The organism is Ancylobacter pratisalsi (assembly GCF_010669125.1).
GTDB lineage: Bacteria > Pseudomonadota > Alphaproteobacteria > Rhizobiales > Xanthobacteraceae > Ancylobacter > Ancylobacter pratisalsi.
This window is the reverse complement of the sequence record NZ_CP048630.1, coordinates 290,011-315,054: the sequence shown is the minus strand read 5'-3', so window position 1 is coordinate 315,054 and position 25,044 is coordinate 290,011. Positions and strand designations below refer to the sequence as shown.

22 protein-coding genes are annotated in these 25,044 nt (G+C 63.4%); 11 read left to right on the top strand and 11 right to left on the bottom strand.

Going from position 1 to position 25,044, the window contains the following annotated elements:
- Positions 1 to 174: 174 nt before the first annotated feature.
- The 3 genes from mltG (at position 175) to gmk (ending at position 2,834) form a co-directional block, all read left to right on the top strand.
- Positions 175 to 1,182, top strand: a complete 1,008-nt coding sequence (mltG, locus tag G3A50_RS01500) for an endolytic transglycosylase MltG (protein WP_246252019.1) — start codon at positions 175 to 177, stop codon at positions 1,180 to 1,182.
- 92 nt (positions 1,183 to 1,274) lie between these two features.
- The gene (locus tag G3A50_RS01495) at positions 1,275 to 2,162 is read left to right on the top strand and encodes a YicC/YloC family endoribonuclease (RefSeq protein ID WP_163073476.1); all 888 of its coding nucleotides are present in this window, start codon (positions 1,275 to 1,277) and stop codon (positions 2,160 to 2,162) included.
- A gap of 6 nt (positions 2,163 to 2,168) precedes the next feature.
- Positions 2,169 to 2,834, top strand: coding sequence for a guanylate kinase (gene gmk, locus G3A50_RS01490; protein ID WP_163073474.1), 666 nt, complete (start codon positions 2,169 to 2,171; stop codon positions 2,832 to 2,834).
- Here gmk and rsmA read toward each other — a convergent pair.
- The 6 genes from rsmA to lptF all read right to left on the bottom strand — a co-directional run bounded on the left by rsmA (position 2,807) and on the right by lptF (position 10,614).
- Entirely contained in the window at positions 2,807 to 3,691 is an 885-nt protein-coding gene (gene rsmA / locus G3A50_RS01485) for a 16S rRNA (adenine(1518)-N(6)/adenine(1519)-N(6))-dimethyltransferase RsmA (protein ID WP_163073472.1), read from the bottom strand. The two genes, gmk and rsmA, sit on opposite strands and share 28 nt — an antisense overlap.
- On the bottom strand, positions 3,688 to 4,758 hold the full coding sequence (pdxA, locus tag G3A50_RS01480; RefSeq protein WP_163073470.1) for a 4-hydroxythreonine-4-phosphate dehydrogenase PdxA: 1,071 nt from the start codon (positions 4,756 to 4,758) through the stop codon (positions 3,688 to 3,690). The genes rsmA and pdxA overlap by 4 nt, the downstream gene beginning before the upstream one ends.
- 6 nt (positions 4,759 to 4,764) lie before the next feature.
- Entirely contained in the window at positions 4,765 to 5,745 is a 981-nt protein-coding gene (locus G3A50_RS01475) for a peptidylprolyl isomerase (protein ID WP_246252017.1), read from the bottom strand.
- A 114-nt stretch (positions 5,746 to 5,859) separates the two neighbouring features.
- Complete coding sequence (locus G3A50_RS01470) at positions 5,860 to 8,334, bottom strand: LPS-assembly protein LptD (protein ID WP_163073469.1); 2,475 nt, start codon at positions 8,332 to 8,334, stop codon at positions 5,860 to 5,862.
- The gene (gene lptG / locus G3A50_RS01465) at positions 8,331 to 9,416 is read right to left on the bottom strand and encodes an LPS export ABC transporter permease LptG (RefSeq protein WP_163073467.1); all 1,086 of its coding nucleotides are present in this window, start codon (positions 9,414 to 9,416) and stop codon (positions 8,331 to 8,333) included. The genes G3A50_RS01470 and lptG overlap by 4 nt, the downstream gene beginning before the upstream one ends.
- A gap of 40 nt (positions 9,417 to 9,456) precedes the next feature.
- A complete protein-coding gene (gene lptF, locus G3A50_RS01460; RefSeq protein WP_163073465.1) occupies positions 9,457 to 10,614 on the bottom strand; it encodes an LPS export ABC transporter permease LptF in 1,158 nt (385 codons plus the stop codon).
- Between the two features lie 216 nt (positions 10,615 to 10,830).
- Here lptF and G3A50_RS01455 point away from each other — a divergent pair, with 216 nt between their 5' ends.
- The 3 genes from G3A50_RS01455 (at position 10,831) to G3A50_RS01445 (ending at position 14,383) form a co-directional block, all read left to right on the top strand.
- The gene (locus G3A50_RS01455) at positions 10,831 to 12,339 is read left to right on the top strand and encodes a leucyl aminopeptidase (protein WP_163073464.1); all 1,509 of its coding nucleotides are present in this window, start codon (positions 10,831 to 10,833) and stop codon (positions 12,337 to 12,339) included.
- Positions 12,340 to 12,396: 57 nt separating this feature from the next.
- The gene (locus G3A50_RS01450; protein WP_163073463.1) at positions 12,397 to 12,843 is read left to right on the top strand and encodes a DNA polymerase III subunit chi; all 447 of its coding nucleotides are present in this window, start codon (positions 12,397 to 12,399) and stop codon (positions 12,841 to 12,843) included.
- Between the two features lie 304 nt (positions 12,844 to 13,147).
- Positions 13,148 to 14,383, top strand: coding sequence for a porin (locus G3A50_RS01445; RefSeq protein ID WP_425483434.1), 1,236 nt, complete (start codon positions 13,148 to 13,150; stop codon positions 14,381 to 14,383).
- A gap of 509 nt (positions 14,384 to 14,892) precedes the next feature.
- On the opposite strand, the gene G3A50_RS01440 is transcribed toward G3A50_RS01445, so the two are convergent.
- From G3A50_RS01440 to G3A50_RS01425, 4 genes are all read right to left on the bottom strand, one after another.
- Positions 14,893 to 16,770, bottom strand: coding sequence for an ABC-F family ATP-binding cassette domain-containing protein (locus G3A50_RS01440; RefSeq protein WP_163073460.1), 1,878 nt, complete (start codon positions 16,768 to 16,770; stop codon positions 14,893 to 14,895).
- Positions 16,771 to 16,839: 69 nt separating this feature from the next.
- The gene (locus G3A50_RS01435) at positions 16,840 to 17,373 is read right to left on the bottom strand and encodes a DinB family protein (protein WP_246252015.1); all 534 of its coding nucleotides are present in this window, start codon (positions 17,371 to 17,373) and stop codon (positions 16,840 to 16,842) included.
- A 484-nt stretch (positions 17,374 to 17,857) separates the two neighbouring features.
- Positions 17,858 to 18,076, bottom strand: coding sequence for a hypothetical protein (locus tag G3A50_RS01430; RefSeq protein WP_163073459.1), 219 nt, complete (start codon positions 18,074 to 18,076; stop codon positions 17,858 to 17,860).
- A gap of 232 nt (positions 18,077 to 18,308) precedes the next feature.
- Positions 18,309 to 18,521, bottom strand: a complete 213-nt coding sequence (locus tag G3A50_RS01425; protein WP_163073457.1) for a hypothetical protein — start codon at positions 18,519 to 18,521, stop codon at positions 18,309 to 18,311.
- Positions 18,522 to 18,743: 222 nt separating this feature from the next.
- Between G3A50_RS01425 and ndk the strand changes: the two genes are divergently transcribed.
- The 5 genes from ndk to G3A50_RS01400 all read left to right on the top strand — a co-directional run bounded on the left by ndk (position 18,744) and on the right by G3A50_RS01400 (position 24,371).
- The gene (gene ndk / locus G3A50_RS01420) at positions 18,744 to 19,166 is read left to right on the top strand and encodes a nucleoside-diphosphate kinase (RefSeq protein ID WP_163073455.1); all 423 of its coding nucleotides are present in this window, start codon (positions 18,744 to 18,746) and stop codon (positions 19,164 to 19,166) included.
- A 364-nt stretch (positions 19,167 to 19,530) separates the two neighbouring features.
- Positions 19,531 to 20,235: a TerC family protein gene (locus G3A50_RS01415; protein ID WP_163073453.1), complete on the top strand. Its 705-nt coding sequence runs from the start codon at positions 19,531 to 19,533 to the stop codon at positions 20,233 to 20,235.
- Positions 20,236 to 20,411: 176 nt separating this feature from the next.
- On the top strand, positions 20,412 to 21,161 hold the full coding sequence (locus G3A50_RS01410; protein ID WP_163073451.1) for a TerC family protein: 750 nt from the start codon (positions 20,412 to 20,414) through the stop codon (positions 21,159 to 21,161).
- 66 nt (positions 21,162 to 21,227) lie between these two features.
- Positions 21,228 to 23,372 (top strand): molybdopterin-containing oxidoreductase family protein, encoded by a 2,145-nt coding sequence (locus tag G3A50_RS01405; RefSeq protein WP_163073449.1) that lies wholly within the window; start codon positions 21,228 to 21,230, stop codon positions 23,370 to 23,372.
- A 162-nt stretch (positions 23,373 to 23,534) separates the two neighbouring features.
- Positions 23,535 to 24,371, top strand: a complete 837-nt coding sequence (locus G3A50_RS01400) for a transglutaminase-like domain-containing protein (RefSeq protein ID WP_163073447.1) — start codon at positions 23,535 to 23,537, stop codon at positions 24,369 to 24,371.
- An 18-nt stretch (positions 24,372 to 24,389) separates the two neighbouring features.
- On the opposite strand, the gene purN is transcribed toward G3A50_RS01400, so the two are convergent.
- The gene (purN, locus tag G3A50_RS01395) at positions 24,390 to 25,043 is read right to left on the bottom strand and encodes a phosphoribosylglycinamide formyltransferase (RefSeq protein ID WP_163073445.1); all 654 of its coding nucleotides are present in this window, start codon (positions 25,041 to 25,043) and stop codon (positions 24,390 to 24,392) included.
- Position 25,044 lies beyond the last annotated feature (1 nt).

The window sequence follows — 25,044 nt, the reverse complement described above, 5'->3', positions numbered from 1 at the left end:
CCCTCAAAGCTAGGCGAGGAACTGATGAACGAGCAGACTCCCCCGGAGCCGACGCCCGCTCCTCCGCCCCCGCCGCCGGCAGGGAAGCTGAAGCCGTCACGCAAGGCCTCGAAGGCGTCCAAGCGGGCTGGCCATCCCCTCATCGTCGCGGGAAGCGCGATATTCACCCTTCTTATGGTGGCGATCATCATCGGAGGGGGCGCGCTGTGGGTTGGCAAAGCCCGCTATGACGCACCGGGGCCGCTGCCCGAAGATACGGCGGTCATCGTTCCCGGTGAGTACGGCTTGATGGACATCGCCGACCTGCTGGTGAAGCAAGGTGTGATCGCCGATAAATGGGTTTTCGTCGGTGCGGCCCTTGGCAGCCGTGCGTCCGGCAAGTTGAAGGCCGGCGAGTACGAATTCACCAAGGGCGAATCGACCCGTGAGGTGCTCAGCGCGATCGTCGCCGGAAGGGTGATCGAGCACAATATTACCATTCCTGAGGGCCTCACGAGCGAGCAGATTGTCGCCCGGCTTATGGACGCGCCGGAATTGTCGGGCGCTGTGCGCCAGATCCCGCGTGAAGGTAGCCTGCTGCCGGAGACCTACAAGATCACTCGCGGCACCACCCGTGAGGACATGCTGCGCCGCATGGCGCGTGCACAGCAGGCTGCGCTCAAGGAGATCTGGGCCAAGCGCAATCCCGAGATGCCGCTGAAGTCGCCGGAGGACCTGGTGATTCTGGCCTCCATCGTCGAGAAGGAGACCGGGGTGTCCCATGAGCGCCCGCAGGTGGCCGCCGTGTTCGTGAACCGTCTCAACAAGAAGATGCGGCTGCAGTCCGACCCGACCATCATTTACGGGCTCGTGCGTGGCAAGGGGCGGCTGGATCGGCCGTTGACCAAGGCCGACATCAATACGCCGACTCCGTTCAATACCTACACCATCGCCGGGCTACCGCCCGGACCGATCGGCAATCCCGGCCGCGCGTCGCTGGAAGCGGTGGCCAATCCTGCTGAAACACAGGATCTCTACTTTGTCGCGGATGGTACGGGTGGGCACGCCTTTGCCGAAACGCTGGCGGCGCACAACAAGAACGTCGCCAACTGGCGGAAGATAGAGCGCGACAAGAAGGTGGATCCCTCAAGTGCGCCTGCCGGTACGGCCGGTCATACCGGGGCAACGCCCGATATAGATTGATGCGGTGTGCCGCTTGAGGGCGGACGGCGGCGCCGGTATGTTCCGCGCGCCGGCGCCCATGCTGGCGCGCGTTTAAAGGGACAGGACAGAGCATGGCGTTGGCCAGCATGACGGGGTTTGCGCGCACGCAGGGCATGATCGGCGCGTGGAACTGGGCCTGGGAACTGAAATCCGTCAATGGCAAGGGCCTTGATGTCCGTCTGCGGCTTCCCGGAGGGTGGGAAGCACTTGAGCCCCGTCTGAAGCCGATCGCGAGCCAGGCGCTGGGGCGCGGCAATGTGTCAGCCAACCTCTCCATGACCCGTCAGGAAGTGGCCGTGAGTGTACGGGTGAACGAGGACGTGCTGCGTGCGATTGCCACGACGCTGCGCCGTGTTGCCGTAGACATCGATGCCCCTCCCATTCGAATTGAGGGACTTCTTGGCATCAAGGGTGTCCTGGAGGTCGCCGAAGCCGAGGAAAGCACGCAGGAGCGGCGTGACGCCGAGGCCGCGGTTATTGCCGGCTTCGAAGAGGCGCTTGCAGAACTTTCAGTCATGCGGATGCAGGAGGGCGCCGCGCTGGGGGCGGTGCTCCATGACCGGCTCGACGGCATCGCGACATTGACGGCGCAGGCGGAGGCCAATCCCTCACGCCAGCCTGAAGCCATCCGCGCCAGGCTTCTTGAGCAGATCCGCGTTCTGATGGATACCGGTACCAATTTCGATCCGGACCGGCTGCATCAGGAGGCCCTCATGCTCGCGACGAAGGTCGATGTGCGCGAGGAACTCGATCGCCTTGTGGCTCACGTTGCGGCAGCGCGCACCATGCTCGCGGAGGGCGGCGCGGTGGGACGCAAGCTCGATTTCCTGGCGCAGGAGTTCAATCGCGAGACCAATACGCTGTGTTCCAAGGCCAATGACGTTTCGTTGACGGCGATTGGGCTGGAGCTGAAGGGGCTGGTCGAACAATTTCGCGAGCAAGTTCAGAATATCGAGTGAGGTTGCATGACCACCGGCGCATTGCCCATTTCCGTCGCCCGTCGCGGGCTGATGCTGGTGTTATCCTCGCCCTCCGGCGCGGGGAAATCGACGCTCGCACAGCTTCTTCTGAAGGAGCATCCCGAGATCCATCTGTCGGTTTCGGTGACGACCCGCGAGCGGCGTCCAAGCGAAGTGGATGGCATCCATTATCACTTCATGACGCGCGAGCGTTTCGAGCGTATGCGCGACGCCGGCGACCTGCTCGAATGGGCGGAGGTGCACGGCAATTTCTATGGCACGCCCCGCGAACCCGTCGAGGAGGCTCTCAAGTCGGGCAAGGACGTGCTGTTCGATATCGACTATCAGGGTACGCTGCAGCTGTATGAAAAGATGCGCAGCGACATCGTCGGCGTCTTCATACTCCCGCCTTCAGCGAACGAACTGAAGACGCGGCTGGAGCGTCGGGCGGAAGATGCCTCCGGCGTGATCGAGAAACGGCTGAAGAACGCGCGCGTCGAGATCGAGCACTGGCGGGAATATGACTACGTGCTGGTGAACCAGGATCTGGACACGACGTTCCACGCGCTTATGAGCATTCTTGCCGCCGAACGCCTGCGCCGCGAGCGCCAGCTTGGGCTGCCGCCGATTGTCGAACGTCTCGATCAGGAACTGGCGGTACTCACCGACTGAACGGCAGCCTTGCGCCGCGCCAACCACCCATTGGCGAGAGCGACGAATCCTTCCACCGGCACCTGCTCCGCGCGTTCGGTCGGCGCGATGCCGGCTTCTTCAAGAAGCGCCATCGTGTCCACTCCCAGGCTCTTCAGGCTTTGCCGCAGCATCTTGCGGCGCTGGCCAAAGGCGGCCTCCGTGACACGTTCCAGCGCCTCCCGTGAGCAAGGCAGCGGCGCGGGGCGTGGCACCAGGTGGACCACCGACGAGGTGACCTTGGGCGGCGGCACGAATGCGGAAGGCGGGACGTCGAAGGCGATGTGGGACTGGCAACGCCAACCCGCCAGCACCGCAAGGCGACCGTAATGATCCGTGCCCGGCGCCGCGACGATACGCTCGGCGACCTCGCGCTGGAACATCAAGGTCAGGCTTTCATACCATGGCGGCCAAGGGTCGGCGGAAAGCCAGCCAATGAGGAGCGGCGTCCCGACATTATAAGGAAGGTTGGCAATGACGCAGACACGGCCACCTGAGGGAACCAGGGTCGTATGGTCGATTTCCAGTGCGTCGCCCTCAATGATCTGCAACCGGTCCGGATAGCGCTCCGCCACCTCCGTGAGCGCGGCAACGCAGCGCGGGTCGCGTTCAATGGCGACGACCTTTTCCGCTCCAAGCGCGAGAATCGCCCGGGTGAGGCCTCCCGGTCCCGGACCCACTTCGAGAACAGTTACTCCGTCCAATCGGCCCGCCGTGCGGGCGATCCGGGAGGTCAGGTTCAGGTCGAGAAGAAAGTTCTGTCCGAGTGATTTCAGCGCCGAGAGGCCGTGGTCTCGAATGACCTCACGCAGCGGTGGCAGGTCGTCTATGCCACTCATGCCGGGTCGCCATGGGCGAGAAGCGGCGCTGTGTCGGATTTGTCCGCCTTAGCGCTCTCCTCGCCGTCCCTGTCGGACAGGCGGCGCGCCAGTCGTAGTGCTTCGACAAGGCTGGCCGGATTGGCGCGCCCTGTTCCGGCGATGTCGAAGGCGGTGCCATGGTCAGGCGACGTGCGGATAAAGGGAAGCCCGAGGGTCACATTTACCGCACGATCGAACGCAAGCGTCTTTACGGGCGTCAGTACCTGGTCGTGATAGGCGCCGATGACAACGTCATAATTCTTCCGCGCGGCGGCATGGAACATCGTGTCCGCAGGGAAGGGGCCTCGGGCGTCGATGCCTTCGCGGTGCAGTGCTTCGACCGCCGGACGGGTCACATCTTCGTCCTCGCATCCGATCGTACCCTGCTCACCGGCATGAGGGTTCAAGCCGCAGAAGCCGAGGCGTGGCCGGGTTATGCCGAAACGGCGTTCGAGATCGCGGGCGGCGATCCGTCCGGTTTCGATCAGCAATTCGCGGGTGAGCAAATGAGCTACATCTGAAAGCGGCACGTGAATGGTGGCCGGAATGACGGCGAGTTCCGTCGACCAGATCATCATGACCGGACGCGGCGGGGGAGTGCCGGCGAGATGGGCGAGATACTCGGTGTGGCCGGGATATTGGAAGCCCGCGTCGTAAAGAACCGCCTTGGAAATCGGGTTGGTGACGATCGCGCTGGCCTGGCCGGACTGGACGAAACGGATCGCCATGTCGATGGCGGCTTTCGCTGCCGGCCCACTGCTGGCGTCCGGTACGCCTGGCTGCGCGGTGGCACGCGGGCCAGCGGGCACAACCGGCAGTGCCTCGGCGAAAAGCGCAGTTGCGTCTTCGGGATCGCATTCCCGTATGAGTGAGGCAATGCCCAACCGATTGGCCCGCGCACGCAGCAGGACAGGATCACCGGTGATGAAGAAGGGTGGCAGATCGAGTTCCGCACGCCTCTCCCAGGCCATCAGGGCGATGTCCGGGCCGATGCCGGCAGGCTCACCCAGGGATAGAGCTAGGGCAGGTTCGAAGGCGCGTGGCATGTTCGCTCAACGATACTGGATCATGGCCGCCTTGCGGGCCTCTTCCAGAAGGCGCTTGGAGAGCGTGTCCATCTGCTTGGACTGAAGCTCGTTTCGCACTTCCTTCTTACGCACGCTTTCGCCGACAATCTCTCGGCGACCACATACGGCAATCAGCTCGATGCCGGCTTGCGTCACTTCTGGCGCGGTGGTCTGGCCGATCGGAATGTCGTTCATGATCTTGCGAACCGGCGCCGACATGTCTGCGGATGTGCGGATCACGGGCTCGCGCACAACCGTTTCACGCATGGAGCGGGCTGCCGCGACGCCGCTTTCGCAATCGGTGAAGCTCTTGCGCAGCGCGTTCGCTTCGGCGAGACGCTGAGAGCGCTGGGAAGCCGGGGCCGTGCGCGAGACCACGAGCACGATCTGGCGCACCGTGTATTCGGTCGTGCGCTGGGCCTTCGTCAGATCCTCACCCTGGTCTTCCATGGCCGCGAAGACGTCGGAATCCCGAATGGTCGCGACGGATGAGAAGCGACCACGGACGTATGAGTTCCAGACGTAGTCCGCCTGCATCTTGGTCTTCAGCGAATTGGCGCTGAGGCCCTGCTGCGCCAGCCCGGAAGTGAGCTGCTCGGCGCTACGGCCGTTGCGGCTCGCCATCGAGGCGAACATCTTGTCGACCTCCTCCCGGTCGGCTTTGATGCCATAGCGCTCGGCAGTGAAAATCTTGAGCCGCTGATCGATGAGTTCGTCCAGGGCCTGCTTCTGACTGAGGTTGCGCCGCTCGGTGAGCTTCATCAGCCTGATCCACTGAGTGACATCGAAGCTGGTGATCGGCTGTCCCTGCACCATCACAAGGATCTGCTGCGCCTGAACCGGAGAGGGCAGGGCGGAGACGCCGGCGACGACAAGAAGGCCGGCGATCAAAGCGGGCGCGAAACGCAGGGCACGGAACCCACCGCCGGTACGCCGTCCACTCAATTTGCGAGCCATGTTCTCCATGTCGCGCCTCAATCTCCTCCCACACCCGGCCGTTCGCCGATCCGAGTTGTTCTGATGATCGGTTGTGGCGTCAATACGACGCTGCCGCGCAAAGCGCGAGTCGGTCAGCTCTGGTCAGTTCGAACTTGCCGAGTCGCCGATGCCGGTTGAGAACCCTGCTGCACCCAGCGTGCGCAGGCTGACGGTCAACAGCACCGTATCGACCCGATCGCGGTTCCCACTTTCCGTGTAGTCCGACTTGTAGCTCAATGTGAGGCCGAAGCACTCATCGGCGTAAGAGATGCCAAACAGCGTGTAGTCGACCTCGTCCTGCTGGAGATTGTAGCGGGCGGCGCCAAGCACGCTCCAGTTCTGATTGATCTTCAGAGTGCCGGTGCCGAGGAGACCCTCGCGCTGCTCGTAATAGCCAAGCTCAGGTTGCGCGGCATAAAGGCCGTAGGTTGCCGTAAGCATCAGCTTGTCGATGACGGCGCTGCCTTCGAGCTCGTAGCGCTCCACAGTCCAGTCTTCCTCGGAGAAGCGGAAGCGGTTGACCAGCGAAAGATTGCTCGTCGGCGCGTAATAGAGGCGCGCCACATAGTCCGACACGTCCTGGTCGAGGCCGGACTCGGCGCCCGTGTTCGCCATATCTACGTAGGCGTACGAGTTCTTGCCGAAAATCTGGTACGACTGACCGAACAGGGCGTTGATCTGCCCGCCGTCGTTGAAGTTGGCGGTGTACTGAATGCCCACATTGGCACGCCCGCCGCCTTCGACCCGATCATAGCCCGAGTACTTGTTGATCTCGAACAGGTTGGTGTCGTCAAACATCAGGCTTTGCGCGTCTTCGTTCGGGAAGGAGCCGATGTCCGATTCATCGGGGCGCGCGATGATCTGCGCGATCGGCTCGATCGTCTGCGTGCCCCAGCTGTGCACGGACATGAACGGATAACGGTATTCGAGGCCCACGGCCGGCATGGCGCGGACCAGCGACTCATCCTCACTGGGCAGCCAGGGTAGATCCTCGGCATCGGCCTGAACGGAGGCGACATCGACGCGCACGTTGAGGAACGGGGTCCAGACCTGGCCAGCATCGTCGATTACGGTCCGGCGCCAGTTGGCTTCGCCCGACAGGCGAGTGTAAGTGCCGGCCATGCCGCGCATCAGGCAGTCCTGACGTCGGGTAGCGGGATCCGCACCAACCTTGGTCAGGTCGCATTCATTGGCGGGGCCTTCATAGCCGGAGGCCACGGTATAGGCTGCCGATGTCGCGCGCAGGTCGACCTCGTTGCGGGTCAGGCTGGTGAAATTGAAGTCGTAGCTGAACTCGCCGCCGAAGATCGAATCGCCGAGTGTCTTCGAGTAGTCGATGACCGGGGCGATGACCGGGAGCTGGTCCTGATTGTCATAGGCGGTCAGGCCGGTGAAATACTGTGCCCGCGCGTCGAAGTAGCTGCGATCGCCCTGGCCGACCAGGTAGAGCTGAGACACGACCTCGCGGGTCGCGTCATTAATGAGATTGTAGTCCTCCATGAACGTTTCATCGGAGGTCAGCCAGCCATCCCAACCCCAGTACCACTGTTGGTTGATGTTGAAGCGGCCGTGCGTTTCCAGCATGCCGCGCAGGTCGCGGTAGCCGGGCTGGTCGAGGAACTCGTCCTTGTCCAGCTGATCGATGCCGGCGGCGCGGATGGAGTAGACGCCGGTGTCGAGCCGCTGCCGGAACTCGGCGTCCAGCATCACGCCCTGCTTGGAAACGAACAGGGGTGAAAAGGTCACATCCATGTTCGGCGCGATGTTCCAGAAATAGGGAACGGTCGCTCCGTAGCCGATTTCGCTCGTATTGATGAACTTCGGCATCAGGAAGCCCGACTTGCGCTTCACGGTGGGGTCGGGCGCGGACATGTAAGGTACCCACGCGATCGGAACGCCGAAGAACTCAAGCCGGGCGCTCTCGAAATAGATCATCTGCTCCTTTTCCTTGTGGATGATCCGGGCCGCCTTGACCTGCCAGAGCGGGGGCTTTTCCGGATTGTCCTTACAAGGTTCGCAGGGCGTGTAGGCGCCACTGGTGAGCACGGTGGTGTCGCCGCCGGAGCGATCAGCCCGCGCCGCGGTGAAATGCATGTTGTCGGGCGTATCGATCCGTAGCGAGTTGACGAAGCCGTCCGTGAACTGCTGCGACAGGTCGAGACTCTCGGCCGATATGACCTGCCCGGTCTGGTCCTTCAACCGGACCCCGCCTTCCGCCTTGAGGCGGTTATTGGCGCGATCGTATATGACCCGCCGAGCTTCAAGAACGGCGCCATCATAATAGATCTGGACGTTGCCGTCGGCGATCACCTCATTGCGGGTGTAGTCGTAGACCAGCTCATCGGCGGTCACGAGCATCTTGGCGTTCGGGTCCGTCTGACGCTCGCTCAGCATCTCCCGCGCGACCATCGACGAGGGGCCAGGATCCTGCGCAAACGCCTCCCGTGCCGGCACAAGCGTACCAACCGCACCACACATAACCGTAAAGAACAGCCAACAGGCCGAGGTGTTCAGGCGATTCTTGAACCGCCTCTTGATCACCCCGGACTGGCCGGCGTCGACGCTGCCGACCTTCATCCGTCCTCCCGGTGAAGCAGGATGAGAACACCCATCAATGCCCCAACGACTGCTGGAAACCACGCTGCAATTATGGGATGCACGATCCCAGCCTCACCGAGATCCTCGGCGAGCTTAGTCGAAACATAAAGCAGAAAGCCGGCGGCCACGCCACCGAGAATCGTCTGACCGATCCCTCCAAATCGAAACACCCGCAGGCTGACGGAGGCGGCAATCAGCACCATCGCCAGCAACAGCATGGGCCGGGCGAGAAGGCTCTGATACTGCAGCCTATAGCGCTCCGCTCCGAAGCCGACGCGCGTTGCCGCATCGACGGCCGCCGGCAGGTCCCAGAAGGACACGGTTTCGCTCTGAAGCGATTCCTGGACCTGATTCGGAGTGAGATTCGTTGCGACCATATAGGTATCGTAGTTCTGTAAACCTATTCCAGGAGTTAAGACGCGCGCGTTATGTAGCCGCCATGCACTGTCTTCGAGCGTCGCGCTTCGCGCCTCGATGCGCTCCTCCAGCTTTCCGTCATTGCCGAACAGGAACACATTGACCCCGGAAAGCTCCCGTCCGCCGTCGGCCTTGGCGCCGGCCTGGATGATGGCCTGACCGTCGACGCTTTGCTGCCGGATCCAGAATCCGCCGCTGGTCGACGAGAACAGGCCGGTCTGACGGTTGAAGATTTCCGCCTCGATCCGGTTCGCCCGTTCTTTGAATTCGGCCGATATCGGGTTGTAGAGGGTGGTGGAAATCACCCCGAGGAGGATGGCAATGACACAGGCGGGGGCGATGAACTGCCAGGCCGAGATGCCCGCCGCACGTGCCACCACCAGTTCCAGCCGACGGGACAGGGTCAGAAAGGTGCCGATGGCGCCGAAGAGCACCGCGAATGGCAAAAGCTGCTCCGTGAAGAAGGGGGCGCGATAGATGATCAACAACAGCAGGGTGATGCTGTCGACATCGCGTTCGCCCACGCGCCGCGACATTTCCAGAAAATCGATCAGCATGATCAGAACGGCGCAGCCGACAAAGATGCCGAGCACCGAGCCGAGAAAGCGCCGGCCGAAATAGAACCCGAGTGTACGTCCGATCACGGGCAGGCCCCGCTGGCGATAATAATAGCCATGGCCCGCCTCAATCCACTGTCGCGCGCACGACGCGTTGCGCCATCTGGTCGATATAACGCCGCATCGCAGCCGGCATTCGCGGCTTGAACCGTCCTGTCAGCGAGAGTGCCGAGCCTATGAGGAAGACGATCGGCACTAGGTAGACGATCGGGATCAGGTCCGGATTGTGGCGCACCTGATTGATCAAACCGAAACTCGTGACCTGCAGCACGATCACATAGGGGGCTGTCGCCGCTAGCGCGAGGCCGCGCCCTTCGCGTGTGGTCCGCGGCTCGGCCAGCGCCGCCACCGCTATGCCGAAGAAGGCGAGAACATAGAGAGGCAGCGAAAGGCGCCGGTGAATTTCTTCGGTGTAACGGCCCGGATCCCGCTGATAGCCGGGGTCGTTCGGGTCAGGATGCAGCAGTTCGCTGAAGGTGCGCTCAGGCGCGCGGTACACCGCATTGTCGCCGGCGGCGGTAAAGGGCGACAGGTCGAAGGCATAGCGCTGGAACTCCACCACGTTGCTGTCGGCCTTGCCGGGCGTGCGCCGGTGGATGGCGCCCTCTTCGAGAATGAGAAAGGTGCCTTCCGCAGTGTCGACCACCTGCCCACGATCGGCCAGGTAGGTGTTCACTTCGTTGGGATTTCGGGCGTCGTTGATGAAGATCCCGCCGAGAACGCCGTTTGCGTTGCGCTCTCGGACGTTGAACACCATGCCGTCGGCGAGCGTGGTGAAGCGGCCGGGCTGAGCGATGAAGGCGACGACATCGGCACGCACGCGGGAGATCTCGTACCTGAACTGGCGCATGGCGGCCGGCACGAGTTCAATCGACAGTGCCGTGCACCCCGCAGCGACCAGCAGCGCGAGGATGATCAACGGACGTAGAAACCGCCAGGTCGAAATTCCCGCTGCACTTGCGACCACAATTTCCGAATCGCTGTTGAGGCGGAAAAGGGTGTGGGAGACGGCCATGAACAGCGCCGCAGGGGCGAGGCCCAGAATGAGCGCGGGCAGGGCGAGACTGGTGATGAAGACAAAAGCCAGGATCGTCTGGCCCTGAGTCGTCATGATGTCGAGCTCGCGCAAAGCCTGCGTGACCCAGATCATGCCGGCGAGTACGGCCAAGGTGCCTACGAAAGCGAGTGCTGCCGCGCGGAATACATAGCGGTCAAGTCGGGTCATCGAGCGGCGTTCCCCATCGTGCCTTCCGAAACGTCCGCCGCCCCCGGGCGTCAGCAAGGTGGAGTGCGATCAATAGGCGGGTGTGGCGCGGTGCGCAATTCTCTCCTGCCTGCGTACCGGGAATGAGAGCGAATCTTGAAGTGCGAGGCCCCTCGTCGTCGCGGCGGCATTCGGCTAAACATGACCAACAATGCTGACGCGAGAATGGAAACGACCATGGCCGACACCGTTAAGATCAATTTTGCAGAACTCCCTCCGGCCCTCGAGGGGCTCGTGGTGCTTCTCGCGGCTGAAGGCTCGGAAGAAGGCGGTGTCTCGTTCGCGCCCTCTGTCGAGGCTCTGGTAGCTCCGTCCGGAGATCTGCTCGGGCGTGCCGCGCTCGCGGACCGATTCGAAGGCAAGTCCGGCAAGACGCTCGATATCATTGCCCCCGCCGGGCTGGACGCGTCCCGACTCATCATAGTTGGTGTAGGCAAGCCCTCAGCGCTGAAGCCGCTGGATTGGCTGAAGCTCGGTGGGAGCATCATGGGCAAGCTGCCCGCCTCGGCAAAGGAGGTCTCGGTCGTTCTGGCGTTGCCCGATAGCGACGTCACGCCTGCCTCTGCCGCCGAAATGGCCCTGGGAATGCGGCTGCGTGCTTACTCGTTTGATCGCTACAAGACCAAGGCGAAGTCTGAAGACATTACGCCGAAGCCGAAAGTGACTCTTTATATAGAGGACGCTGCTGGTGCGAAGCGGGCCTTCAAGAAGCGTGAGGGTATCGGCGAGGGCGTTATGATCGCCCGCAATCTGGTCAACGAGCCGGCGAATGTGCTGACGCCTACCGAGTTCGCGAAGCGGGCCGGGGATCTCTCCAAGCTTGGGGTTGAGGTCGAGGTGCTGAGCGAGAAGGAAATGAAGAAGCTCGGCATGGGGGCTCTTCTGGGCGTCGGCCAGGGCTCGGAGCAGGACAGCCACGTCGTCATAATGCGCTGGAACGGCGGTAAGGCGGGCACGGCACCCGTTGCCTTCGTCGGCAAGGGTGTGGTGTTCGACACTGGCGGCATTTCGATCAAGCAGGCCGCCGGCATGGAAGACATGAAGGGCGACATGGCTGGCGCCGCCTGCGTGGTCGGTCTGATGCATGCCCTGGCGAGCCGCAAGGCAAAGGTCAATGTTATCGGCGCCATCGGCCTCGTGGAGAACATGCCGGATGGCAATGCCCAGCGGCCCGGTGACATTGTGACCTCCATGTCGGGCCAGACCATCGAGATCATCAACACCGACGCCGAAGGGCGCCTCGTGCTTGGTGACGTGCTCTGGTACACCAAGGAGCGCTTCAAGCCGCAGTTCATGGTGGATCTGGCGACCCTTACCGGCGCGATCTTGGTCGCGCTCGGCACCGAGAATGCCGGCTTGTTTTCCAACGACGATACGCTTGCCGGTCACCTCTTCCAGTCCGGGCTCGACACCGGCGAGAAGGTCTGGCGGCTGCCGCTTGCCCCCGAATACGACAAGCTGATCGATTCGAAGTTCGCTGACATGAAGAACACAGGTGGACGATTCGGCGGCTCCATCACCGCCGCGCAGTTCATCAAGCGTTTCGTTGGCGATGTGCCGTGGGCGCATCTCGATATCGCCGGTACCGGCATGTCCTCGCCCGCGAGCGAGTTCAACCGGAGCTGGGGTTCGGGATGGGGCGTGCGGCTGCTCGACCACATGGTTGCGCAGTACTACGAATCCTGAGCTCCCGGCCGGTGGCGCGCTTTCGGGCTGCGTCACCGGCTCAGTGAGAACGGCGCCATGACCGAAGTGTTCTTTTATCACCTGCAGAATCGCCCGCTCGAATCCGCGCTTCCTCTGCTCCTGGAGAAGTGTCTCGAGCGGGGCTGGCGCTGCGCGGTGCAGGCCACTTCGGAAGAGCGGGTGGCAGCTCTCGATCAGGTCCTGTGGACGTACGATGAGTCGTCCTTTCTGCCGCATGGCACCGATCGTCAGCCCGATGCCGCGCGCCAACCGATTCTCCTGACGGCGAATCCGGCCAATCCCAATGGCGCCACGGTGCGATTCCTGGTCGATCAGGCCACCATCGACGACGCGGCGTCGTACGCGCGGGTGATTCATATGTTCGACGGCGCGGATCCGGATGCCGTGGAACAGGCCCGGGGCAGTTGGCGCGTGGCAAAGGCGGCCGGATACGACATTGCCTACTGGCAGCAAGGCCCGGATGGCCGCTGGGCGAGGCGCTGAGCCGGTTTCCGGCTTTGCCAAAGTACAGGCCTTCGTCGAGCGAGTGGGCGTGAGACGCTCCTGTTAAGCATTGATTTACCAAGAGTTTTCGTCCGGCGGCTTCGGGTTGCCATTGCGTCGCCGGGTCGGGGTCAAAATTGTGTCCAGACGGCAACACTCTGTTGCGGAATGCCCGGCGGGGCCCCTTCAAGGCCACTTTGGCTTTGCACCTCACAGTCGTTTCAAACAATATCCTCCTCGGATGCCGCGTCGTGCGGGAAGTCCTGACAATCGAAAACCCAACATTGGTCCAATTTGGGGGAGAATGAAATTGAAGACGGTCATTAAGAATGTGCTGCTCGGGTCCGTTGCCGGGCTTGCGATGGTCGGGACTGCTGCGGCGGCCGATCTGCCTGTGAAGGCGAAGGCTGCTGAATACGTGAAGATCTGCTCCACGTACGGTGCGGGCTTCTATTACATTCCCGGTTCGGACACCTGCCTGAAGATCGGCGGCTTCGTTCAGACCGATTATTACTATCAGGACTACTCGTACCTCGATAGCTACGACTATCAGGACTCGTACTTCCTGGCTCGTGGCGCTCTGCGCGTCGACGCCCGCACCCAGACCGAGTACGGCACCCTGCGTTCGTACTTCGAATATCGCCTGACCTACGGCGGTAGCGGTTCGGACTTCTCTGAGTCGACCGGCTCGAACCTCGACAAGGCTTACATCCAGTTCGCTGGGTTCACCTTCGGTAAGGTCCAGTCGTTCTTCGACTACTACGCCGACAACAACATCTGGGGTATCGACTCGATCGCGATCTCCTCGGACACCAACGCGATTGTCGCTGCTTACACCGCTGACTTCGGCAACGGCTTCACGGCCACGATCTCGGTGGAAGACGACTCGGCTCGCGCCCAGGGCGTCGACTTCGATCCGAACGGTGGTAACACCGAGTCCGATATCCCGGCTCTCGTTGGTAACATCAACTACGAAGGCGAGTGGGGCGGCTTCCAGGTGTCGGGCATGGTCCGTCAGCTGGACTCCGACTACTACGGCTGGTCGAGCGGCGACGACGTTGGTTGGGCCGTGCTGGGTGGCGTGAAGTTCAACCTGCCGACCTTCGGCGAGGGTGACACCCTGTACATCGAAGCCAACTACGCTGATGGCGCGCCGAACTACACCGGCATCAACGGCGGTTACTCGAGCATCGATCAGGTCTATGACCTGTACTACAACCCGGTCTCTGGCCAGCTTGAGGCTGCCAAGGCTTGGACGATCGCTGCCGAACTGACCCACTTCTTCTCGCCCAACGTCTACGGCGTTGTGTTCGGTAACTACGGTGAGGCGGACCTTCCGACCAACACCACGATGCCGAGCTACAACCTGTTCAACGTCGGCGGCAGCCTGAACTGGACGCCGGTTAAGGGTCTGCTCTTCGTTGCGCAGTACACCTACGGCGAGACGTCGTATGACTCGCCGGTTCTCGACGGCAAGGGTGACCTCACCAGCAACTCGGACAACAACCAGGTCCTGCTGTCGGTTCGCCGCACCTTCTGATCTGATCAGAACAGCTTCTACGGAAACCCCGGCCTTGTGCCGGGGTTTCTTTTTGTCCGGATTCTGGTGACGCTTCAGAAGTCTGGGATGCGTTCCAGAAATGGACGTGCGTCCGGTCGGGGCCTATTGGCGCCATCCGGTAGCGATTTCGGTATCTGCGACGAAGGGAGCCGCCAGGTCGCCTCGTCTGGTGTGCCGGGTGCCGTGGCCAACGCGTGCTGGGCGCGAAGGGGTGTTGCGCGAGTCACGCAAATGGCTGGGCCGAATGGGGGAACGCTTCGTCTCGTCCCGATTGGTGTCAGGGTGGCGCGCGTCTCGCCAGTTTCCAGCCCAGTCGAGGGCTGCGCGTTCGAGCGGCCGCATGGGCTGCGACCGCGTTCGATGTGATTTGAATAGCTTTGACCATGCACCTGCTGGCGGCCAGGCACGCCTGTGAACCCGCCGCATTGGCGCGGTAGTGCACCTCTCTTCCTGCGCGTTGGTCGGAGGGAGCGAGGCGGATCGGTTGCTCAGGCTTTTTCGCCGTCGGCGCTTTCCAGGGCGGCCGAGAGTTCCAGCCATTCTTCCTCGGCACGAGCTAGAGATGCTGCCGCTTCAGCGCGTTCGCGAGCGGCGCGCTGCGCTTTCGCAGGGTCACGGATATAGAGCGCTTCATCGGCGAGCGTGCTGTCCAGCATCGAAAGGCTGCGCTCCAGCTTCGACATGAAAGCTTCCGTGTCCTTGATCCTCTTGCGTATCGGCGCGGTTTCGGCGCGTCGTTCTGCGGCCTGGCGACGCTCCTCGGCTCGTGTGCTTGTTGAGTCCTTGCGTTGCGAAGAGGCGCCGCGGCCAACGACCAGGCGTTGGTACTCGTCAAGATCGCCCTCATAGGGGCGCACCGTCCCGTCGGCGACGAGCCAGAGCCGTTCGGCACTGGCGTCGAGCAGGGACCGATCATGGCTGATCAGGATCACCGCGCCCGGATAGTCATTCAGCGCCTCGATGAGCGCCTGCCGCGCCGCTATGTCGAGGTGATTGGTGGGTTCGTCCAGGATCAGAAGATGCGGACCGTTGAAGGTGGCCAGCCCCAGCAGGAGCCGTGCTTTCTCGCCGCCCGACAGTGCAGCAATTGTCGTATCGGCCGTTCCGCCGGAGAACCCGAATTCGGCCGCCCGCGAGCGCACTTTCGCTTCTGGTGCATCCGGCATCAACCGGCGCACATGATCATACACGGTGTCCTCGGCCACGAGTTCATCGAGCTGGTGCTGGGCAAGATAGGCCGTCTCCAGGCCTGCAGCCCGGACCAGCGAACCTCCCTGTGCTCCGAGCCTGCCGGCGATCAGCTTGGCGAAGGTCGACTTGCCATTGCCGTTCGGGCCGAGCAGGGCGATCCGGTCGTCGTGGTCGATGCGAAGCGTCAGGTTCCGGAGAATAGGGTGGCCTGGCTCATACCCGACACTGACATTGTCGAGAGCGAGGATCGGCGGAGAAGGGATGCGCTCGGGATGGCGAATCGAAATCGCGGCGGCCGCTTCCCCCACGGCTTCCGCGATAGGCGCCATGCGCGCGAGAGCCTTCAGGCGCGATTGCGCCTGGCGTGCTTTGGTAGCCTTGGCGCGAAAGCGCTCGACGAAGGCCTCCATGTGCTTGCGCTTGGCTTCCTGCTTGGTGCGGGCTTTTTGATCCAGGACCAGCTTTTCCGCCCGCTGACGCTCAAAGGAATCATAGCCGCCGCGCCATAGCGTCAGCTTGGCCCGCTCAAGATGGAGAATGGAGGAGACCGACGCGTTGAGAAGCTCGCGGTCGTGGCTGACGATCAGCACGGTCCGCGGGTAGCGGGCGAGATAGTCCTGAAGCCACAACGTGCCTTCCAGGTCGAGATAGTTCGTCGGTTCGTCGAGGAGCAACAGGTCCGGCTCGGCGAAAAGGATGGCGGCGAGGGCGACGCGCATGCGCCAGCCACCCGAGAAGTCCGAACAGGGGCGCTGCTGCGCCGCTTCGTCGAAACCAAGTCCGGCGAGAATGCGCGCGGCACGGGCAGGGGCGGCGTGCGCGCCGATGTCGGCGAGCCGCAATTCGATCTCGGCGATCCGTGTCGGGTCGCTTGTACTGGATTGCTCGTCCATCAGCCGGGCGCGTTCGACATCGGCGGCGAGCACCACATCGATGAGGCGTTCGGGTCCTGCGGGCGCTTCCTGAGCGACCTGGCCGATCCGCGCACCCTGAGGAATGCGGATGTTACCGCTCTCCAGCGCGATATCGCCGGTGATGGCGTGGAACAGCGTCGTCTTGCCAGTTCCATTGCGACCTACGAGCCCCACCCGCGCGCCGTCGGGAATGAAGGCGGAGGTGTGGTCGATCAAGAGGCGGCCGGCAACGCGCAGGGAGATGTCGTCGAAGGAGATCATTCGCGTCTTGTGCCGTGCGTGTGGCGCGGGGGCAAGAGCGATCGTGCTGCCACTAGCCAGGCCGTCAGCTCAGGTGGCTTCGGTCCGGGCCAGGCCGGTTTCTCGCTGGAACTGAATGAGGTCCAGCGACGGCGTCGCGGCGTTCCCCAGGAATCCGCTTAAGAGGCAATGCACCTGCCCACGATGGTGGGTCTGGTGATTGAAGAGATGGTCAAGCACGTTCGCCAGGGGCTGGTGGAATTTCTGGCCGCTCGAATTCGAATAGTGCAGATCCGCACGAAGGACCCAGCCACTCAGGGTGCCGACAAAATCGACGATCCGTACATCCTCCAGGTAACGGGCGGTTTCGAGTTCGGGCAGGGTATCAAAGAGAATGGCGTCGAGCCGATCCGGCGCCTCACCCATTCCGGTAATGCGCCGCATCCAGATCCTGTCCGTTACAAGAAGGTGATTCAGCGTGCCGTGGACCGAGCCGAAAAAGGCGCCCCGATCGGCCCGGTACTGTGTGTCGGAGAGCGCTGCCGCGGCCACATAGAGTCGCCGATTGGCCCAGCGGCTGTATGCAGCCAGATTCTGGTAGCGGCTGATCAGAAGCTCGTTCACGGCGCTCACTCCCAGATCCCACAGACTCGATCATGGGAGATCTGCTCACACAGCGCCAATTCGCTTTGGTGATCGATTGCATCGATTTGGCTTGATCATTCCATCACCGCAGCAACAGGGGAGTTGCCGTGTTTCAATGTCAGGTGGGCCTTCCGCGCCTTTTGACCGCTCTCGCTGGGGGGATGGTGAGTGTGCAGTTTGATGGAAGCCCCGGCCGGCAGAGGCCGGCCGGGGCGGCTGATGCAGGGCCGGGTCGGCGGCAACAGCCTGCATGAGCGTTCAGGCTCAGCCCGAACTCCCACAGATTGGCGCGCCGGAGAGCAACGCAGGCTGAACAAGCCGTTGGTGGATGTTCATCCTCCCGAGTGAACGGCGGGAAGTCAAAAAAATGCCCCGGCTCCTTGGGGGGAGGAGCCGGGGCGTATGGGCTCGCGTGGGGCTTGGGGGAGTGGGGATGCCGCGAGCCTATTCGTTGAAACGCGTGTCAGTAGCAAACCGGGCGCTCTACCTCGACCATCCGGCCGGCGTCGCTGACCCAGCGCGTCTGGATCACGCAATCACCGGCTACGGGGGTGGCCGGAATTTCGACCGTCGCCACGCTCGGCGTGCGCGTGAAATAACCTGTGGCGGAAGCTGCGCCTGCGAACAGGGCCGTGAACCCCATGAAGGCAGCGACAGCACTAATGGCAATCGTCTTCAGCATGTCCGTTCTCTCCACCTCCCGGTGGAAAGCCACCGGACTTCTACGACGTCACTCCACCCTGGATGACCAAGGGCACGCTTCGACCCATCCCCCCGCACGATGCGGTTGGCTTAAGGGAACTCGACAAAACGCTCACCTTCATCCGTGGCTGACCTGCGCGTTCGTTAACGTGGACTTAACGTGCGTAGTCCCGGAAAAGTTCCAAGGGCCAATCATGAAGTCGTGATACCCCTCATCTCTGGTATACACAGTGCGGTATGCTCTCCATGCGCGGCGACCCAACAAACACGGCGCGCTTCTGCATGAAGCAGCTCCGGTAGCCTTGCCGAGCATTGGCGGGCGCCCCGGTTCGATCGATGGCGTCGGCGGCGGTGACATAGGGCACGGCGAGTAGGCCAGCCAAAGCCAGCGCTGCGGCAACGACAATCGGAGAGAAGCTGTTCATCGGACGATCCGGTTCGCTGTGATGCCGACGGCATGACCATCGACCGCCTCGCACTCCACTTTAGAATTTGCGCGGTCGGCGTCTTACCTACGTGCACGCCATCGCGGCGGTTCACGGCGAGCCGGTCCTTTCGGCAAGCGAAGCTCGTCTTGTCGTGATCGGAGGGCGCCGCTATAAGCCGCTGCGAAACCAACAACCCAATGGCTTCAAGGAACGAACGTTATGGCGCTTGAGCGCACTTTTTCGATCATCAAGCCGGACGCTACCCGGCGTAACCTGACTGGCGCCATCAACAGCTACATTGAGAAGGCTGGCCTGCGCATCGTCGCGCAGAAGCGCATGCTTCTCACCCGCGCTCAGGCAGAGACCTTCTATGGCGTCCATAAGGAGCGCCCGTTCTTCGGCGAACTGGTCGACTTCATGATCTCCGAGCCGATCGTGGTGCAGGTTCTCGAAGGCGAGAACGCTGTCGCCAAGTATCGCGACGTGATGGGCGCCACCAACCCGGCCAACGCCGCGGAAGGCACCATTCGCAAGGACTTCGCGCTCTCGGTCGGCGAAAATTCGGCCCACGGTTCGGACAGCCAGGAGAACGCCGCGATCGAGATCGCGCAGTTCTTCGCGGGCAACGAAATCGTTGGCTGACGCGAATAGTCTTCGCGGCACATTCCGTTGAGTTCACGCCCCTGCCGGTCGCCGGCGGGGGCGTTTTCTTTTGCGCGGCAGCGTAGATCTGAGCGGTTGCAGCATCATTGAATCACAAAGTTGCGACTAAAGGCGTGGCCACCGCATAGATTATTATGTATGTTCCTCCCATGGGCGCTGCGGGGGTCCGGCCATGGAGAAGTGGCCCGCAGCGGGGATGCCGTGTATGGCGCGCCAAAGAGCGCCCGGGAGTGGACCCGCCGGAGTCACCTCCTCTTGCCTCACCTTTGCATGGCGCGCCAACGCCAAAGAACCGCGTTCGATTCTCGTCTCGAGACGGACGGCAAGGTGAGGGAACACACTCATGAGCTATCTTGAGCCGCTTTTCTGGCTTGCGCTGCTGAAGATCATCTGGATCAACGTGCTGCTTTCCGGCGATAACGCCGTGGTCATCGCAATGGCCTGTCGTTCGCTGCCCGACAAGATGCGCCGCACCGGCATGATCCTTGGCGCGGGCGTTGCGGTTGGCATGCGTATCGTCTTCACGGCGATCATCGCCGTTCTGCTTGGCCTGCCTTGGCTGCGCGTCGTCGGTGCACTGGCCCTGCTCTATATCGCCGTGGATCTGGTGATGCCGGAAGCCGAGGGCGAGGAGGGCGGCGTTACCGCCCATGACAGCCTCTGGCGCGCGGTCGGCACCATCGCGGTGGCCGACCTTGTGATGAGCCTCGACAATGTCGTCGCCATTGCCGCCGTCGCCGATGGCAACTGGACGCTGATCATCATCGGCCTTGTGATTTCCATTCCCATGATCATCGCCGGAGCGGCGCTGATCATGGGGCTGCTCAGCCGATTTCCGTTCCTTGTCTGGGCGGGTGCCGCGCTGCTTGGCTGGGTTGCTGGCGAGATGTTCGTCTCCGACATCAAGGTGATCGAGTATTTCGGCGAGGCCACCGTGCATCACTTCGAGTATGTCGCCGCGGCCGTCGGCGCGGTGCTGGTGGTGGGCACCGGCTGGGCACTGACGCGCCTTCGTGGGTCCACCCACGCGGCCGGCCCGCACGCCTGATGAACTAAGCTCGCCAATTCCCTTGCCGGAGCGCCCGCGATTTGTAGAAGTCGCGGGCGCTTTCCGTAAGAGGAGTCGAGACTGGCACAAATAATAACGTATGCCAGAGAGACTCCGAAGACAGGTGAGGGGTTCGGAGGCAGCCAAATACTGTTTCACCGACCAGAGAGGAACCGATGGATTTTACAAGCCCCGTGTTCTGGGTAGCTCTCCTCCAGATCATCTGGATCGATCTTCTGCTGTCCGGCGACAACGCTGTCGTCATCGCGCTCGCCTGCCGTTCGCTTCCTGAAAAGCAGCGCAAGTGGGGCATTCTGCTCGGCGCCGGCGCCGCGGTCGGCCTGCGCATTCTGTTCGCTCTCGCCGTTTCCTTCCTGCTCGGCGTGCCGTTCCTCAAGGTGTTGGGCGCGGTCCTCCTGTTCTGGATCGCCATCAAGCTGGTGACCGAGGGCGAGGGTGGCGAGCACCACGTCGAGGGTTCTGACAGCCTCTGGAAAGCGGTGCGCACGATCGCCATCGCCGACGCGGTGATGAGCCTCGACAATGTCGTCGCGATCGCCGCGGCGGCGCGCGGGCATGCCGAACTGTTCATCTTCGGTCTGCTGCTGACCATCCCGCTGATCGTCTTCGGCTCGCAGATCATCCTCAAGCTGATCGCGCGATTCCCGATCCTGATCTGGTTCGGGGCGGCGCTGCTGGGATGGATCGCGGGTGAGATGCTTGTCGGCGACAAGGTGGTTCTGGAGTTCATGCAGGGCTATTCGGCCGGACTGGTCGACGTCGTGCTGGATCCGGAAGATCCGGTTGGCCTGAAGGCCGCGGCGCTGCCGCACTATGTGGCATCCGTCTTCGGTGCGATCTTTGTGATCAGCTTCGGCCTGCTGGTGAAGAATCGTCGCTCCGCCACGACAGCCGGTTCGCACTGAGACCGCGACACCGGGTGATGTTCAAGTGTGGGGCGCTCCGCTATCCTTGATGGCGGAGCGCCCTTCATGAATCAGCATATATCTTCGGTATCAGAGGCGGGTACGGCGAAAACCGGCTTTTCCGCCTGCCCGCATGACTGCCCATCCACCTGCGCCCTGGAGATCGACATCTCCGGCGGACGTATCGGCCGGGTGCGGGGGTCGCGCGAGAACAGCTACACCGCCGGCGTCATCTGCGCGAAGGTCGCGCGTTACGCCGAGCGGGCCAATCACCCCGATCGCCTGACCCAGCCGCTGCGGCGCGTGGGTGCCAAGGGTGAGGGGCGGTTTGCGCCGATTTCCTGGGACGAGGCGCTCGACGAGATCGCGGATCGTTTCCGCGCGGCCGCGGAGCGCCTGGGTTCGGAAACCGTCTGGCCTTACTACTATGCCGGCACGATGGGGCTGGTGATGCGCGACGGCATCAACCGGCTGACCCATGCGATGGGATATTCGCGTTTCTTTTCAAGCATCTGCGTCAATCCGGCATGGAGCGGGTTCCTCGCCGGCACCGGGCGGCTGGCGGGCCCGGACCCGCGCGAAATGGCCAAGTCCGACCTTGTCGTGATCTGGGGCACCAACCCGGTCGCGACACAGGTCAACGTGATGACCCACGCCATCCGCGCGCGGAAGGAGCGCGGGGCCAGGATCGTGGTCGTGGACGTCTACCGTTCGCCGACCATGGAACAGGCCGACGTGCCGGTGCTCATCCGGCCCGGCACCGATGGGGCGCTGGCCTGCGCGATCATGCATGTGCTGTTTCGCGACGACCTTGCCGATCGCGCCTATCTGGCTGAATTTTCTGATGATTCAGCCGGCTTTGAAGCCCATCTTCAAGACCGGACGCCGCTATGGGCGCAGGCCATTACGGGCCTGCCGGCCGCGGAGATCGAAGCCCTGGCGCGGCTGATCGGAACCACGCCGAAAACCTTCATCCGCGCGGGCTACGGCTTCACCCGCTCGCGCAACGGCGCGGTGAACATGCACGCCGTCACCTGCATCGCGACCGTGGCGGGAAGCTGGCGCCATGAGGGGGGCGGGGCGTTCCACACCAACGGGGCGATCTTCGGCTGGAACAAGACCATGATCGAGGGGCTCGACCTGCTGGCTGGTCAGGCCGGTGAGGCGGACGATGAGGCGCGTGTGGCGCGTCAGGCGCGTCAGCTCGACCAGTCGCGCATCGGCGAGATCCTCGATGGCGTGCCGGAGGCCCTGGTCGGCGGTCCGCCGGTGACGGCGATGCTGATTCAGAACACCAACCCGGTCTCCATCGCGCCGGACCAGCAGCGGGTGCTGCGCGGTTTCGCCCGCGAGGACCTGTTCGTCGCGGTCCATGAGCAGTTCATGACCGAGACCGCCCGGATGGCGGACATTGTGCTGCCGGCGACGATGTTCACCGAGCACGACGACGTCTACCAGGGCGGCGGCAACCAGTATGTGCTGTTTGGCCCCAAGCTGGTCGAGCCGCCGGGCGAGTGCCGCTCCAATCACGAGGTGATCGGCGCATTGGCCGAACGGCTGGGCGCGCGCCACCCCGGCTTCGCCATGAGCCCGCGCGAGCTGGTGGACTGGACGCTACACCATTCCGGGCACGGCACGGTGGAGGAGCTGGAGGAGAAGCGCTTCATCGACGTGCAGCCCGATTTTGAGACGGCGCACTATCTGAAGGGCTTTGGTTGGGCCGATGGCCGCTTCCGGCTGCGCCCGCAGTGGGACACGGTGCCGTTCAAGGCGCCGGGCAAGTTCGGCCCGCATGAAAGCCTACCGGAATGGCCGGACCACTGGGCCGTGATCGAGGAGGCGAATGAGGAATTCCCGTTCCGCCTCGTCACCGCGCCGGCGCGGTCCTTCCTCAATTCCAGCTTCACCGAAACGCCGGGCTCGCTGGCGCGCGAGAAGCGGCCCGAGCTGATGATCCATCCCGACGACGCGGAAGCGGTCGGGCTGGCGACGGGCGACCTTGTCGAGGTGACGAGCCCGCGCGGCAGCACCCGCCTTCATGCGCGGCTGTTCGACGGCTTGCGGCGCGGGGTTGTGGTGGCAGAGTCGATCTGGCCGAACCGGAGCCATGAGGGCGGGCGGGGAATCAATTCCCTGACCGCCTCCGATCCGGTCGCGCCCTTCGGCGGCGCGGCCCTGCACGACAATCGGGTGCGCCTCGCGCGGATCTGACGGGCACCACGCAGGGGGACGGAGCGGGGGGGGCGGCACCGCGACGGCCAGCGGTGCGGCCGAAAGGTGCGGCAGTGTGGAACATTGGCGCGGTTGGGACGTCATAGGGGACACCGCGCCGCGTTACGCGTGCCTCGCTCCCTCTTCGCCCGGGCCCATCCGATGCAATTCTCCGTTTCCTCCCGCCTGTCCTATGAGGTGCGCGCGCAGACCGTGTTCGTCTTGAACGTGGAAGCCGCGGCGCTTCGCAACCAGAAGATACTCACCGAACAACTCGACCTCAGCCCCGGCGTCGCGCTTGACCGCTACGTTCTTGACGGCGGGACGCGGCTGGTGCGCGCCGTGGTCGAGCCCGGAACCTTCGAGGTCGCGTATACGGCGACCGTCGAACTCGACATGCACGACGCGGACCCGGCGCAGGTGGCGGAGACGCCGATCGCCCAGATGCCGCTGGAGGTGATGCCGTTCCTCAATCCCAGCCGCTACTGCCAGTCCGACATGCTGGGGCGCTTTGCCCAACGCCAGTTCGGCGGCCTGCTGCCCGGCCACCCGCGCGTGACCGCGATCTGCAACTGGATCTATGAGCAGGTCGACTACCAGAGCGGGACCTCGGATTCCCAGACATCGGCCTACGACACCATGGTGCAGCGGGCCGGCGTGTGCCGCGACTTCGCGCATCTGGGCATAGCCTTCTGCCGCGCGCTGGGGATACCGGCGCGCTTTGCCAGCGCCTATGCGTGGCAGCTCGACCCACCGGACTTCCATGCCGTCTTCGAGTGCTATCTCGATGGGGCCTGGTACATCTTCGATCCCACCCGCAAGGCCGCGATCCAGGGACTGGTGCGCATCGGCGTCGGGCGCGACGCGGCGGATGCGGCGTTCGCCACCATCCATGGCGACGCGCAGATGACCGCGATGTCGGTGTCGATCGAGCCCGTGGCCGAGGACGGGGCGGTGCCCGACACCGAACCGACGGTTCGCGCCGTGGGCATTGCCTGAGGGCCGGCGGCCGGCGCCTCAGCCGACGGGCGGCACCACCAGCGCAGGCGGGGCGATCTCGAACGCGTCGAGACCGACGCGATTGCCCTCCAGCCGGGCGCGGCCGTCGCAGACAAGGCGCAGCGCGGCGGGATAGATGACGTGCTCCTGCGCCAGCACGCGCGCGCCGAGCGTGCCGGGCGTGTCGCCTTCCAGCACCGGCACGGCGGCCTGCATGATGATGGGGCCCACATCCATCTCGGCGGTGACGAAATGCACCGTGCAGCCGTGGATGAGCACGCCTTCGCTCAGCGCCCGCTCATGGGTGTGCAGTCCCTTGAAGCTCGGCAGCAGGGCCGGGTGGATGTTGATCATCCGGCCGGCCCACTTCTCGGTGAACGCCCGCGTCAGCAGCCGCATGAAGCCGGCGAGGCAGACGAAGTCGATCTGTTCCTCGGCGAGCGCGGCATCGAGCGCGGCATCGAAGCTGGGGCGGTCGGCGAAGGCCTTGTGGTCTATGGCGCGCACGGGAATGTTCGCGGCCTGCGCGCGCGCCAACCCGTGGGCCTCGGGCCGGTTGGAGATGACGCAGGCGATCTCGGCCGGGAAGTCTGGCGCGGCGGCCGCCTCGATCAGCGACATCATGTTCGAGCCGCGCCCGGAGATCAGCACGGCCACGCGGGGCTTGCTCATC

Coding starts and splice junctions, on each gene's coding strand:
- mltG (WP_246252019.1), top strand. CDS start 175: ATGGTGGCGATCATCATCGGAGGGGGCGCGCTGTGGGTTGGCAAAGCC.
- G3A50_RS01495 (WP_163073476.1), top strand. CDS start 1,275: ATGGCGTTGGCCAGCATGACGGGGTTTGCGCGCACGCAGGGCATGATC.
- gmk (WP_163073474.1), top strand. CDS start 2,169: ATGACCACCGGCGCATTGCCCATTTCCGTCGCCCGTCGCGGGCTGATG.
- rsmA (WP_163073472.1), bottom strand. CDS start 3,691: ATGAGTGGCATAGACGACCTGCCACCGCTGCGTGAGGTCATTCGAGAC.
- pdxA (WP_163073470.1), bottom strand. CDS start 4,758: ATGCCACGCGCCTTCGAACCTGCCCTAGCTCTATCCCTGGGTGAGCCT.
- G3A50_RS01475 (WP_246252017.1), bottom strand. CDS start 5,745: ATGGAGAACATGGCTCGCAAATTGAGTGGACGGCGTACCGGCGGTGGG.
- G3A50_RS01470 (WP_163073469.1), bottom strand. CDS start 8,334: ATGAAGGTCGGCAGCGTCGACGCCGGCCAGTCCGGGGTGATCAAGAGG.
- lptF (WP_163073465.1), bottom strand. CDS start 10,614: ATGACCCGACTTGACCGCTATGTATTCCGCGCGGCAGCACTCGCTTTC.
- G3A50_RS01455 (WP_163073464.1), top strand. CDS start 10,831: ATGGCCGACACCGTTAAGATCAATTTTGCAGAACTCCCTCCGGCCCTC.
- G3A50_RS01450 (WP_163073463.1), top strand. CDS start 12,397: ATGACCGAAGTGTTCTTTTATCACCTGCAGAATCGCCCGCTCGAATCC.
- G3A50_RS01445 (WP_425483434.1), top strand. CDS start 13,148: ATGAAATTGAAGACGGTCATTAAGAATGTGCTGCTCGGGTCCGTTGCC.
- G3A50_RS01440 (WP_163073460.1), bottom strand. CDS start 16,770: ATGATCTCCTTCGACGACATCTCCCTGCGCGTTGCCGGCCGCCTCTTG.
- G3A50_RS01430 (WP_163073459.1), bottom strand. CDS start 18,076: ATGCTGAAGACGATTGCCATTAGTGCTGTCGCTGCCTTCATGGGGTTC.
- G3A50_RS01425 (WP_163073457.1), bottom strand. CDS start 18,521: ATGAACAGCTTCTCTCCGATTGTCGTTGCCGCAGCGCTGGCTTTGGCT.
- ndk (WP_163073455.1), top strand. CDS start 18,744: ATGGCGCTTGAGCGCACTTTTTCGATCATCAAGCCGGACGCTACCCGG.
- G3A50_RS01415 (WP_163073453.1), top strand. CDS start 19,531: ATGAGCTATCTTGAGCCGCTTTTCTGGCTTGCGCTGCTGAAGATCATC.
- G3A50_RS01410 (WP_163073451.1), top strand. CDS start 20,412: ATGGATTTTACAAGCCCCGTGTTCTGGGTAGCTCTCCTCCAGATCATC.
- G3A50_RS01405 (WP_163073449.1), top strand. CDS start 21,228: ATGAATCAGCATATATCTTCGGTATCAGAGGCGGGTACGGCGAAAACC.
- G3A50_RS01400 (WP_163073447.1), top strand. CDS start 23,535: ATGCAATTCTCCGTTTCCTCCCGCCTGTCCTATGAGGTGCGCGCGCAG.
- purN (WP_163073445.1), bottom strand. CDS start 25,043: ATGAGCAAGCCCCGCGTGGCCGTGCTGATCTCCGGGCGCGGCTCGAAC.